Origin of the sequence: Aminobacterium sp. UBA4908 (assembly GCF_002398115.1) — a bacterium.
Lineage (GTDB): Bacteria > Synergistota > Synergistia > Synergistales > Aminobacteriaceae > Aminobacterium > Aminobacterium mobile.
This window is the reverse complement of the sequence record NZ_DHCG01000008.1, coordinates 99,378-111,693: the sequence shown is the minus strand read 5'-3', so window position 1 is coordinate 111,693 and position 12,316 is coordinate 99,378. Positions and strand designations below refer to the sequence as shown.

Here is a 12,316-nt window from a genome sequence, read left to right as displayed (position 1 = left end):
AATTAACACTGAGTGTGTAAACATAATAAAAAGATCCTTTCTCTTAACGATAAAGAGAAAACAAGCCTCCAGTCAGACTGGAGGCTTGTTCCTTTTTATTTCGTTAACTCTTTGAGGCTGACGCCAATAGCGAGAGCGTCTTTTGCTTCAATGAGAGGTTTTTTGTTTTCTTCCGCAAGTTTTGTAAAATAGCCGTCCTCGTTACTGCCGATAACAACAAGCATGGCATCGCCTAATGGCATAATAGAGTCGATAGAAGCTTGGTCTGCGCTATCAGTACGGCGAGCCATACCTTCCACATGAGCCGTAATAACGGTCATACCCTCGGCTTTAGCTGCCTCAATAACTTCCTTGCAGCGGGCGATTTCTTTGTTGACATCAGTTCCTGCTGCTCCCATTCCTTTTCCACTTGTTCCAGTGGTGACGATCAGGGTTTTATATCCTTTCCCTTTCAGATCGCTAGCAATAATGGTATTGTTGTTCTCTACTGGTGTAATCTGAGACTGCATGAGAGACATCTTTACCATCACGGCTCCTGGACTCTGTCCACACGTAGTAACAATGACAGGCGTTTCGACAGTGGGCATTTCGGCAGCACTTGCTACGCCTGCAAAGAGAAGAACGGCAGCAAAAAATACCGCTCCAAAAAGTAGGGAACCTTTTCGGTTCTTTGTCATGAGTTTCCCCTCCTTAATCAGTAAACGACTTCTTTCACAAGAATCGCTTTTTCGCCTGTCATGTTAGCTTGAAGGTAAAAAAACGACAAGGTTTTGAATTTTTCGTTCGCAAGTGTATCTTTTTGTTCAAAAAAACGAATAGCATAATGATCCTTATCGTCGCTTTAACAGAGCTTTCTTTTTTGAACAAAAAGAACAAAATGTTATTTCTTTTTGTTGTTGTTGTACTTACTAATAAGATCCCAATTCAGCTGCCACCAGGCTTTTTCTGTTTTTTCCATACACTCGTTCGTAAATTTCGTTATATATTCTTGAGCTTGAGCAGGATCTTTTTGCGCGAGTTCCAATGCTTTTTTATCTATTTCCAAAACCTGTTTGGCAAACCCCTGCTCTAAAGGTTCTCGCACAGCTTTTAAATCTGCTATAGCTTCCTGGTAACGGTGATTTACGAGATCGTCAGCTAGGATAAATGCCCATTGAGTGGAGTCGAGGCTGAAAGTGTTACGATCGAACGTCCTCCAGTTTTTTCTTGTCTCAAGAACGCCCGAATAGATGGGGACGTAACATGTAGTATGGGGATTGTCATACCCGAACCAGAGTACCGTTCTGACAGGAGCAGGATAGCCAGAACGGGCCTGAGAAACGAAGCTGTAGGCGCAATCCCATTTTGCGACAGGTCTATTGTAGGGAATCTTTAAAAGATTTCGGAGGTCCTTCGTTACAAAAGGAGTAGTAAGGGGGCTCTTTGCTATCTTGTCTCCTTCTCTGATGTCCCATGCACTCTCTGCTGCCATATCGAAGGGGGTCCCTTCCATATGGCTTCGAAGCATAGTCATCACATCCTGTACAGAAAGCTTTTTCTGGGGTTTGATAGCAAAGGGATAGCTCATGGTTTCAGCGTAAGGATCCCATTCACGAGTTGGGTCGAGCTGGCTGTAAAGGGTGTAAAGTCGGTTACGGATCCACATGGAGGAAAGAGACCAGTCGTCATTTCCCGTAAGTGGAGAGTAGGCTTCCTGCCAAATAAAGGGTTTCCCACTATTGGGATCATACCAACCGTTATCAATGGCGGGTTGCATATAATCCTTTGAAGCCATGAAATTGTTTTTATCATTCACATCAATTTCCCGAATACGGCTCATATTAGGGACGATTACTACGCAATCATCGGGTACCCTTTGGGCGACCCATACAGCGCCAGGCTTGCCACTATCAGGGGTCCACATAAGACCAGCGCTACGTATTTCGAAAATCCAGGCTTCCGTTGAGTCGGTAATAGTAATGCATTCGCCTTCACTTCCACATGAGGGAAGAAATCCGTATTTCTCGGCCAGCTCTCCAACAACGGTAATGGCCTCTCGAGCTGTTTTTGCTCTTTGAAGGGCAAAAACTTCAAGCTGTTCGATGGTCATTATGGCCCGAGCGTCAGGATGGAATGTTTTGAGCTCTTCTTTTTGCCCAATAGTGGTTTCTCCAATAGCGACACCATGTTCGTTCATAAAGGGATAGCCTACGTGAAAATAAGTATACGTTTTTTCTACCTGAGGAATTTCTCCAATTTTTTTGGGTTCGTAGTCCTCTTCCATAACAATATTCCAAAAGACATCAGCCTTGCTTCCTGCGGGGAAGGTTTTCCCAGGGATTGTCCGGACTCTTGCATCGTAAAAAGCTCCATCTGCTGTGTGAGATGTAATGACAGAGCCATCCGCTGAGGCATCTTTTCCCACAACAATGTTAGTACAGCTCCACGCAGATAAGGCCATGAGTATTGTGAGGGTGATGGGAAGGAATACCAGTATTCCACGGCGCAACTTCTTCATCTCAATCATCTCCTCTTCTCTTTTAGGTCTTTATAGAGATGTTCATAACGCCGACTGTCCATTTTAGCTACAATTTTATTGAGTCTGTACTGCGGAGGAGAGGGGCCAAAAAGCGGCATTTCCGGGGCAGAGAATCTTGTTAAAAACAAAACATAATTTACTGTATTATACACCTATTCTAGGAATGTCGAAAAGATAATTTTTCTATGATATAATGTTTTGTGTTTTTTAATATTATGATCATTTATGAATATGTTTGGTGACTTCTTATGATGGATGCCTGTTTTTGTTTACTCCCTTTCTAGGAGCGAGAAGAACAGGTATAATATTTTTATGTCATGATGCCCAGAGGAGGATTACGCTCTTAATGGAGAATAATAAAGGGAAACGAGCTCAAAGAGAAGTAACAAGAGAAGAACTTTCGAACTATATGTGTAAGGTTCGAGAGCTTATTCAAGAAGGCCAAAACAAAGGTTTTGTGACACAAAAAGACATAGAGAAATATATCCCCATCGACTTCTGGAATGCAGAGGTATTGGAGAATGTAGTGTCTAATCTTATGGAGTTGGGGATAGAGGTCATTGATGAGGAAGGGAAAGAGCGAGGTAGAGCAGAAGCGGAGGAAGAGGCTCTTCAGCCTGCTGAAGCTGAGATCGGCAAACTTGACGATATTCCTCTCACTGATCCTGTTCGCATGTATTTGCGAGAGATAGGAAAGGTCCCTCTCCTAGAACCAGAAGAAGAGGTGGATTTGGCGAAGAGAGTAGAGGCTGGGGAGGAAGATGCAAAAAGGCAGATTATAGATGCGAACCTTCGTCTTGTCGTGAGCATCGCTAAAAAATATATTGGGCGCGGGATGCTTTTTCTTGATCTTATTCAAGAAGGCAATTTGGGGCTTATTCGTGCCGTAGAGAAGTTTGATTATCGAAAAGGTTTTAAATTTAGTACCTACGCTACATGGTGGATTCGCCAGGCTATTACTCGAGCTATAGCTGATCAGGCAAGAACTATTAGGGTTCCTGTCCATATGGTAGAGACTATCAATAAGATGGTGCGAGTGTCTCGACAGCTTGTGCAGAAATTAGGGCGGGAACCGACAGACGAGGAAATTGCAGCAGAGATGGAGATAGAACCAACAAAGGTCGAAGAGATTAGAAGAATTGCTCAACTCCCAGTCTCTCTTGAAACTCCAATAGGAGAAGAAGAGGATAGCCAGTTAGGAGATTTTATTGAAGATAGAGACTTGCCTAGTCCAGAAGAAGCGGCGGCGAGCCATTTGCTTCATGAACAAATTGATGAGATGTTAGAAGCTCTTTCTGACCGTGAAAGAGAAGTGCTTCAATATCGTTTCGGTTTAGAAGATGGCCGTTCCTATACGTTAGAAGAGGTTGGCAAGCGGTTTGGAGTAACCCGAGAGCGGATCCGTCAAATTGAGGCAAAGGCCTTGAGAAAACTACGCCATCCTAGCCGTAGCAAAAAGCTCAGGGACTTTCTCGACTAATTGAGAATTTCAGTTGCTGAGGCGCGCTTTAAGGGCGCGCTTTTTTTATAATATTTAAGACGTCGAGATAGTTTTTTTAATATAAAAATCTGAAGGAGGAGTGCATAAAATTGGCGGGAAAAATCTTTGAAGCTATTATGATTATTTGTTTTGGTATGGCGTGGCCAGCTGCTATTTATAAGTCTTGGGCGTCACGAAGTACGGGAGGTAAGAGTCTCTCTTTTTTATGCATCATTTTGATCGGGTACGTTGCAGGAATATTACATGTTATTTTAGATAGCGAAGGTTTTAGCTGGATTCTGGTTTTGTACATTTTAAATACTCTTATGGTGTCTATCGATACGTGTCTTTATTTTAGAAACAGGCGGATTGAGCGAAAACTTAAGTAGATAGAATAGTTTTTTGCGAGGTGTTTAATGAAAGCCAGAGCGGAGAGCCAACCTCAAAAAGGTGTAATACTTCTAGTAGGAAAAGACGACGGTACAAGCCAAGAGATAGAGCTCGTTTTTAAAAAAAATGCCTGCCCGTTTTTAGCAGTAACAGGACTTCATGTTGCTCTCCAGACGGCACGGGACGTTCATCCTTTTTTATCGATCGTAAATCTTTCTCTTGTTACCGATGCTGAGAGTGTAATGCTTGTTCGACGTTTGGAGGAGTTTTCTGTGGCTGGGGTAGCTTTTTTAGTCGATGTTTTTGAAGAGAGGTCTTACAATTTTGCGCGGGAAGTACAAAGCGCATCTTTTCTTTTCCCCCCAAGCGACGAAGATAAAGGACGTATACTTGTAAATGGACTTATTTCTTCTATGAACAGGTTTTCTGATGGATGTTGCAGGCATGAGTTCGACACGTCTCCTAAAGTAGTTCCTATAGCCGTTTGGACTCAAGATTTTTCTGATCAAAGAAAATTTTTACAAGAAATATTCTCCTCTCAAGTTCAAGAAGATATACAGTCTTTTCTTTTAAAAAATCCACACGTGCTTCGTTCTTGTGTGGCTCTGGGGAAAATTATTGATGCTGATCGTCACACCCTTGATTTTTTTGGAGTCTCTTCTTTAAAGGAGCTGCAAGGTCTTTTTCAATCCCCCTTCTCGTATGAAGAGGAACTCTTCCTTGCGGACCAATATGAAGCGTTATTGAAAGGGAAAAGATATTTTGAAAGAGATCTTGTTTTAACGTCCTCAGACGGATCCCCTTCAAATTCTTTTTTAATAAAATGGTCTCTCCCTTGTGGATCTTCCGATTACTCTGCTGTTCATGTGGTGGCTTTAGACATCTCTTCTATTCGTCGAAGTTTTTTCCAATTGGAGCTAGAGAAGAAAAAATTTGAAAAAATTTTTCAAGATTCTCCTGCAGGGATTGTTATAGCAGATCCCTTTTTCCGGACCTTGGAAGTAAATGATGCATTTTTGCATATGTTTGGTTTTGAATCCCGGGAAGAAGCCTTATCTTATCCTATGAGAGAAAGCATCGTGCCGCCTCGTTTCCATGCCCAAGCAGTTTCTATCGGTCGCATGGTCTTAGAAGGGAAGAAGGTTTTTCTTGAGACCCAACGATGTAAGAGAAATGGGGAGACAATAGATGTCTTTTTAAACTGCTCTCCTCTCACGATGCCAGGTGGGGTTGCGGCGATCTGTTATCTTTATACAGATATTTCTGAAAAGAAGCGAGAAGAGAAACTTCTTCGGAGGAAGCTCAAAGTGGAACAAATGATCTCAGAAGTTTCTGCAGATATTTTAAATTATCCCTCTTTAGAAAAAGCACTAGCGAACTCTCTTCATAAAATGGCCTCTTATATGGAGGTCGATCGTATAACCTATTTATTGAAAAAAGATGGCCAAATGGAATATTTAGCAGAGTGGTGTGCTCGTTCCGTCCCTTCTCTTCGCCCCAGACTTGAAAGGGAAGAGAGTTTTTCTTTGATGGATGTAGATCCCTGGTTTAGAGGTCAAATAGAAAAAAGAGATGTAGTTTATATTAAAGATAGAGAACATCTTCCCGTGGAAGCAGAAAAGACAAAGCGGATTCTTGAAGAGTATGAGATTTGTTCTCTAGTAACGATTCCATATCGATTTCGCGGAGAAATTGTAGGTAGTATCAGTTTTGAGCGCCTTAATTCCAACTTTTCTTGGACTAAAAGTGAACTTGCCCTATTTGATTTATTTTCAGAGATGCTTTCCAGTTTAAAATCTAGAGATGCGGCCTATGAACTTCTTCGAGAGGATAGGGAGAAATATAGAAGACTATTTATGCAGATACAGGAACCTTTTTCTCTATTTGATGTTCTTCTCGACTCTAATGGCAAGCTACATGATCTGCGTTTTATAGAACATAATGAACAGGCATATATATTTCTTGAGAAGTATGGTTATGGTGATGTTATTGGGCGGACGGTGAAAGAGCTTTTTCCTAAAATAGACAGCTCTTTTGAGGAGATAGCAAGATATGTTGTGACAAGTGGGGAACCACGGACTTTTGTTTTTTATAGCCATGTTTTTGCCGTTCCTCTGACGGTGAGCTGCTTTGTGCCTCAAAGAGGACGCCTTGCTCTTCTTTTTATTTATGACCATAAAATAGAGAAAAGAGAAACACGGGATTAAAAATAGAGGAACGGACCCTCTGATTTTTCTTGCGATTATAGTGAAATAAGCAGCAGGGGGAATCCCCTTGCTGCTTATTCAGCTTTTTTAAACCATTTTTTGAACAATAAGTCACGTTTCTTTATTATTATTTCGTCAAGAAAAGCTTTCATTTGGGGAGCGATGTCTTTGGGCATCATAACGCCAAAATGTTCTCTAGCAAGTAATCCCCCTACCTGTGTTAAAGTTGGCATTTCTGCAGAATATTGTAAAAAGACGGGAGTTTCCAAAATACAGGCATCAATAGCTCCTTTTTTGAGCTTGTTAATGATTTCTCCCCATGTTTCTAAGGGAAAAATTTTATTTTGTGGAAATTCTTTCTTCCCCACTATCTCACCAGTTTTCCCTTTTAGAACGCCAAGAGAACATCCCCTCAAGTGAGAATGGGCTGTATATTTTTTTTCTGCGAGACTTGCTGCTACCTGACCGCTAGCGACATACCATGTTGAGAAGGTTACGTGATGTGCTCTTTCTGGCAGTTTCGTAATAGGGGAAATAATAATGTCACATGAAGGCCAACCTTTTCCTTCCCATATTCCTGTCATTGTTCCTTCTTCGCCTTTTCCCCATTCCAGGGGAACAACTTGAAGGCTAACACCAAGAGCCGAGGCAACAGCCTGAGCTAAATCTACGTCAAGTCCTTCCACGCGGGTTCCCTTCCAAAAGTGAAAAAGTCCCCAATCAGAATGGTCGATGCCTATTGATATGTATCCCTTCTCTTTGACTGTGCGGATATGAAGGCTTGAAGAGCTTTCAAGAGCTGAAAGAGCTTTTTTCTGAAGCATCGTTGCCATAGATTCCAGATTTGTTACTCGATCGGTACTTGCGGCTACAGTATTGGTTTGTTCTTGAATAGAGGCATTAATATTGGAAAGCTTATTAGATTGGCTAAGAACAAGGTCTGTAATTTCGCCAGTAGCTTTTGATACTTTTTCTATAACTGTGGCTTGTTCCAGTACGATACTGCTGGTTTCTGAAAGTTTTTCTAGAACTCCAGTGACAGCGTTTAGCATCGTATCCAACCCCTCTCTGCTTCGAAGGGATTGGTCTTGAGCCTGAGTTACGGCCTGTTCTGCCATGTTGATTCTTGTATAGCCCTTTTCTGCTGTGTTCTGGATGGCCTGTGCAAGGGAGCCTATTTGCGACGCTGCCTGGGCTGACTGCACTGCGAGTTTGCGAACTTCTTCTGCTACTACGGCGAATCCTCGCCCTGCTTCTCCAGCTCGGGCTGCTTCTATAGCGGCATTAAGGGAGAGCAGATTCGTCTGGTCAGCTACTCCAGAAATAGCTTTTACGATTTGTCCTATATTTTGGCTTACAGAAAGCATCTGTTTAATAGCTTCTGCTACAGAGGCTGTGGATTCTACCACTGCTCCAATTGCCTTCTCTGAGTCGGCAGTTAAAGTTCGATTTTCATGGGCCTGGTGACGAATCATTTCTCCTTGATTCGCCATATCGCTGATAAGAGTAGCTGTTTCTTTTGCAGAATCGGCCATTTCCTTGAGCTGTTGATCTGATTCTTTTGCCAAGTTCCCAAGATTTTGTGCACTTTGAGCTACAGCATTGACATTTTCAGAGATGGCGTTCATGGACGAAACATTATCAGCCATAAGTATTTTCATATCTTCTGTGACTACATCGAGGCTAGATATTTCATCCCTAGCTCTGACGAGAAAATCTTTTAAATTTTTTTGAGGATTTAGAGCGGATTGAGAGGAAGAGCGAAGGGCGGGTAGTTTTTCGTTGGTGTTTTGTGCCCCCAATACTCGTGAGAATAATAGATGGAAACGAGTGGTCATACTTGTTCCCCCCATGTTAAAATTGAATACACAAAAATTATATCATATTTAACATTAAAAAAGGAGAACCCTTGAGGATCCTCCTTAATAATTCCCACATATATTTTTGTTGCGTTGATACCGTTGCTTTACTTTACTGGGAAATAGCGTTTACTGGGCAGACGGAAACGCAGCTTCCACACTCAATGCAGGTATCGGGATCAACTTCAGCTTTGCCGTCGTTCATGGAGATAGCTTCTACAGGGCATGTCCCTACACATGTTTCACATCCGACACATGCGTCTTTATCTACAACTGCTTTTGCCATTATGTATTACCCCCTCCGTCAAGATATAAGCTTCACTTAGCGGATTATATAATACTTTAGTACCAGAGGCAACTTAAAGCCCTCTAAGACCAGAAAATGGCAGGCGGATACTCTGGCTTGGGGTCTCGAGTTAAAAGGTTTTCAAGTTCTTCTCGAGGAGAAGTTCCTTGATAGAGTAGTCGATAAACAGATTCAGCTATCGGTAGCTCAACACAATATTTTTGAGCTAGACGTACAACTGCTTGGACAGTAAAGGCTCCTTCCGCCACCTGACCTAAAATGGCTTTTGCTTCGTCGAGATTTTTCCCTTCGCCTAAAAGTTTTCCAAGTCTGAAGTTTCTCGAATGGAAACTGTAGCATGTTACGACTAAATCTCCAACGCCTGCAAGCCCGGCCAAAGTTAATGGGTGGGCTCCCATTTTTGCTCCCAGCCTCATTATTTCCGCCAAACCTCGACTGACCAGTGCTGCTGTAGCGTTATCTCCAAGTTCCATTGCCTTCGCAATTCCAGATGCAATTGCAATAACATTTTTTACTGCTCCACCTATCTCTACTCCTGCCACATCATTGCCAGTATAGACGCGAAATCTATTCCCATTAAAAAAAGACTGCCATTTTTCAGCTGTGTCCGGGAGAGAGGATGCTACTATCGTAGCGGTGGGAAGGTTTTTTATTACTTCCTCTGCGTGGCTCGGGCCAGAAATAACGGCATACTGAGCATTTGGCATTATTTCTGATGAAATTTGGCTAATACGCATAAGCGTTTCGATTTCAAGTCCTTTTGCTGCATTGCAAAGCGAAAGAGGCGAATCGAAAATATGAAGATCCTTCAAAAGGCCTCGTATCGTTTGAGTTGGGACGGCGAGAATCCAGTCTTGAGAAAATTCTGCCGCTTCCCGAAGATTCCATGTGGCATGGATATTATGGGAAAGAGGCGCGTCTTTCAGATAATCAGGGTTGCGCCCATTTATGTTAATAGCTTGGGCCTGAGCCTGCCTACGACACCAAAGGCAAACGTGGTGCCCGTTTTTTGCCAACACATTAGCTAGAGCAGTTCCCCAGCTACCAGCACCAAAAAGGGTAAGCGTTGCCACGTACCATTCCTCCTTCTGTAATTTATAAAACAAAACTTTATATCTACTCACAAACTTTTTTCATATTAATGTTACAATACAAAAAGAATATATCACCTTGGAGGTGCTTGGTTGCAGGATTGGTGGGGTGGCGTGCTGCTTCTTGTCTTTTCGACGGCCGGACTCCTTTTAGGGAAGGGGACTATCTACGGAGCGAGTATGTTCCCTATAACCCTCATTATCCTCTTCCCAACGGTCTCTATATTAGCATCAAGACGTGCCGGAGCGATTCTTTTGCTTCTAGCTTCGCTCTTCCTTCCTGCGTATGTATATCTATCTGGACTTCCTATAGCAACAGCCATTCCATTATATGTCATGATCGGGGCAATGTACGGAATTTCTAAATTTCTATGGCGACGTACTTCTCGAGAGATGACAGTTTTTCTTGAATGTATACATCAAGTTGGCGCAGCTTCTGGTATAGAAGAAGCCTGTCTGCCCGCCTTGGATCTTATACATCGCCTTCTGTCTGATAGTAGCCCTTCTATTGCTCTTTTTGACGAGGAAAAATGTGTTTTTCAATTGTATTGTAAAGAGGAGGAGTATTGTGGAGAGGGGGTAGATCCGGATGGAACGCTCCCTTTAGGCGATAATGTGTGCTCAAAAGTGTATGAGACAGGGGATCCTATAGTAATAGATGACGTGAAACGTCACCCCCTTTATGTGGAAGGAGTGCCTGGCGCTCGGTCGGAGCTGGTTGTTCCTATTATATGGCGAGGACAAAAATATGGAGTTATTAATGTAGAGTCGAAAAAACCGGGGTGTTTTTCTAATGCGGATCTTCGAAGCCTCCGCTTTTTTGCGGCTATTTTAGGAGAAGTTTTTTCTCATTTAAAAGTAGAGAGTAAGCTTGAAAGAAATATTTGTGAATTAGAAAGAGCGAATACGGCTTTTTCTTCCACTAAAAAAGCCCTGTCTTGTGCTTTAGAAGTTACCAGAGAACAAAAAGAAAATTTAGAAGCCCTTCTTAAAAGGCTTCGCGATCTCTTCGATATAGTAAAAGCCATGTCTCTTTGCCCTTCTTTGGATTCTCTTTTCCCTCTAATCGCCCAACTTCTTTCTCAAAGGTTAGGGTATAAGAATGTTTATGTTTTTTCTCGACGCTCTTTTGGCGGTGAGATCACTCTTCAGTCGTCAGTAGGTAGTTTACCTGAGGAGCTTAAAGATCTTAAAAGCCTGGGGAGAGGGGTTCTTCGAAAAGTTTTGGAAACTGGGGAATCGTACCTTATGACTGACGTTTTAAAAGATCCCAACTACTTGAATCTCGACAATGAAGTGCGTTCCGAATTGATTGTTCCTGTGATGTCGAATAATGGTTTATGGGGTGCTATTGCTGTAGATGACGATCATATTGGGGGCATAACTCGACAAGATGAAGAGTTGCTTGGGGTCGTGACGTCGCATTTAGCGCTGGAGCTTGAAAATAAGGAATCTTTTGCCAGGCTTAGCAGAGAACTGAACAGGTTGAGAGCTCTTTTGGATATAGTGCAATTTGTATCTGGAGAAAAATTTGATGTAACTCGAGTGGCTAATCAGGTTGTAAAAATGTTTTCTTCAGTTTTTTGTTATGAAAAAATAACGTTTTTTTTGGTGGAGGAAGGGGACGAAGGCAAGCCATTCTTTCTCAAGGCTTTGGCGTCTAATTTTGTGGAAACTGAAGCGCTATCGTCTTTTTCTCAAAAACTTTATGAAAGTGGAGGTGGACAGGTTTCCAAGGCTGTAGAAAGTCAACGGATTATTAATACTCCGAACCTTAAACAGTCACCTTTTTATGTCAACCTTTCTACGCGTATTACTACATCTCAGCTTGATATACCTATCTCTTTTGCAGGTAAGGTCTATGCGGTTATTTCTATGGAGAGCAATATTCCTTTCGATAGAAGTGATGAAGATTTCTTCCTGATCCTCTCCAAACATTTAGGAGCTCTTCTAGCCTTGCAGTCTATAATAGAAGAAACGAAGAGGAAAGCTCTTGTGGATGATTTAACAGAGCTCTGGAATCGACGGTACCTGACAATTCGTTTGGCTGAGGAACAGTCTCGTTATGATAGGAATGGAGAGCCTGCTTGCGTTGTAATGATCGATATGAGAGATTTTAAACAAGTGAATGATAGGTACGGCCATTTTGTAGGAGATCGAGTTTTGAAGGCTTTTTCTGCTTTCATATCTCATGCAGTGAGAGCTGAAGACATTGTCGGTCGTTTAGGTGGAGATGAGTTCTTGATAGTTTTACCGGGAACAACTAAAAATCAGGCCCTTCTTCTTATAAAACGACTCAAGCAGGAAACGGTATCTTTTAGCGTGCCAGGTATAGAATGTCCTATTTGGGCTGATTTTGGCGTCGCGTCAGTGCCGGAGGATACCTTGTCTTTTCACGAAGCCTTGAGAATTGCTGACCAGAGAATGTATGAAGAGAAAATAAGGCGAAAAGACATAGATTGAA

9 protein-coding genes are annotated in these 12,316 nt (G+C 42.3%); 4 read left to right on the top strand and 5 right to left on the bottom strand.

What is annotated here, in order from left to right; genetic code table 11:
• Positions 1-95: 95 nt before the first annotated feature.
• Together B4J50_RS08070 and B4J50_RS08065 are read right to left on the bottom strand one after the other, a co-directional pair.
• Complete coding sequence (locus B4J50_RS08070) at positions 96-677, bottom strand: DUF6305 family protein (RefSeq protein WP_024821576.1); 582 nt, start codon at positions 675-677, stop codon at positions 96-98.
• 203 nt (positions 678-880) lie between these two features.
• A complete protein-coding gene (locus B4J50_RS08065) occupies positions 881-2,497 on the bottom strand; it encodes a dipeptidase (protein WP_286847258.1) in 1,617 nt (538 codons plus the stop codon).
• 367 nt (positions 2,498-2,864) lie between these two features.
• Between B4J50_RS08065 and rpoD the strand changes: the two genes are divergently transcribed.
• The 3 genes from rpoD to B4J50_RS08050 all read left to right on the top strand — a co-directional run bounded on the left by rpoD (position 2,865) and on the right by B4J50_RS08050 (position 6,595).
• Entirely contained in the window at positions 2,865-3,998 is a 1,134-nt protein-coding gene (rpoD, locus tag B4J50_RS08060; RefSeq protein ID WP_024821578.1) for an RNA polymerase sigma factor RpoD, read from the top strand.
• A gap of 110 nt (positions 3,999-4,108) precedes the next feature.
• On the top strand, positions 4,109-4,387 hold the full coding sequence (locus B4J50_RS08055) for a PQ-loop domain-containing transporter (protein ID WP_024821579.1): 279 nt from the start codon (positions 4,109-4,111) through the stop codon (positions 4,385-4,387).
• 27 nt (positions 4,388-4,414) lie between these two features.
• The gene (locus B4J50_RS08050) at positions 4,415-6,595 is read left to right on the top strand and encodes a PAS domain S-box protein (RefSeq protein WP_024821580.1); all 2,181 of its coding nucleotides are present in this window, start codon (positions 4,415-4,417) and stop codon (positions 6,593-6,595) included.
• Between the two features lie 74 nt (positions 6,596-6,669).
• On the opposite strand, the gene B4J50_RS08045 is transcribed toward B4J50_RS08050, so the two are convergent.
• The 3 genes from B4J50_RS08045 to B4J50_RS08035 form a co-directional block, all read right to left on the bottom strand.
• Entirely contained in the window at positions 6,670-8,433 is a 1,764-nt protein-coding gene (locus B4J50_RS08045) for a methyl-accepting chemotaxis protein (protein WP_286847254.1), read from the bottom strand.
• A 133-nt stretch (positions 8,434-8,566) separates the two neighbouring features.
• The gene (locus B4J50_RS08040) at positions 8,567-8,740 is read right to left on the bottom strand and encodes a DUF362 domain-containing protein (protein ID WP_024821582.1); all 174 of its coding nucleotides are present in this window, start codon (positions 8,738-8,740) and stop codon (positions 8,567-8,569) included.
• 83 nt (positions 8,741-8,823) lie between these two features.
• Positions 8,824-9,834, bottom strand: a complete 1,011-nt coding sequence (locus B4J50_RS08035) for an NAD(P)H-dependent glycerol-3-phosphate dehydrogenase (RefSeq protein WP_024821583.1) — start codon at positions 9,832-9,834, stop codon at positions 8,824-8,826.
• A gap of 111 nt (positions 9,835-9,945) precedes the next feature.
• Between B4J50_RS08035 and B4J50_RS08030 the strand changes: the two genes are divergently transcribed.
• Positions 9,946-12,315 carry a diguanylate cyclase gene (locus B4J50_RS08030; RefSeq protein WP_024821584.1) on the top strand — a complete coding sequence of 790 codons (2,370 nt, stop codon included), beginning with the start codon at positions 9,946-9,948 and terminating at the stop codon, positions 12,313-12,315.
• Position 12,316: the final 1 nt, after the last annotated feature.

What these genes read in the sequence shown, in the direction of transcription:
- B4J50_RS08065 (WP_286847258.1), bottom strand. Translation starts at nt 2,497, where the DNA reads ATGAAGAAGTTGCGCCGTGGAATACTGGTATTCCTTCCCATCACCCTC.
- rpoD (WP_024821578.1), top strand. Translation starts at nt 2,865, where the DNA reads ATGGAGAATAATAAAGGGAAACGAGCTCAAAGAGAAGTAACAAGAGAA.
- B4J50_RS08045 (WP_286847254.1), bottom strand. Translation starts at nt 8,433, where the DNA reads ATGACCACTCGTTTCCATCTATTATTCTCACGAGTATTGGGGGCACAA.
- B4J50_RS08040 (WP_024821582.1), bottom strand. Translation starts at nt 8,740, where the DNA reads ATGGCAAAAGCAGTTGTAGATAAAGACGCATGTGTCGGATGTGAAACA.
- B4J50_RS08050 (WP_024821580.1), top strand. Translation starts at nt 4,415, where the DNA reads ATGAAAGCCAGAGCGGAGAGCCAACCTCAAAAAGGTGTAATACTTCTA.
- B4J50_RS08070 (WP_024821576.1), bottom strand. Translation starts at nt 677, where the DNA reads ATGACAAAGAACCGAAAAGGTTCCCTACTTTTTGGAGCGGTATTTTTT.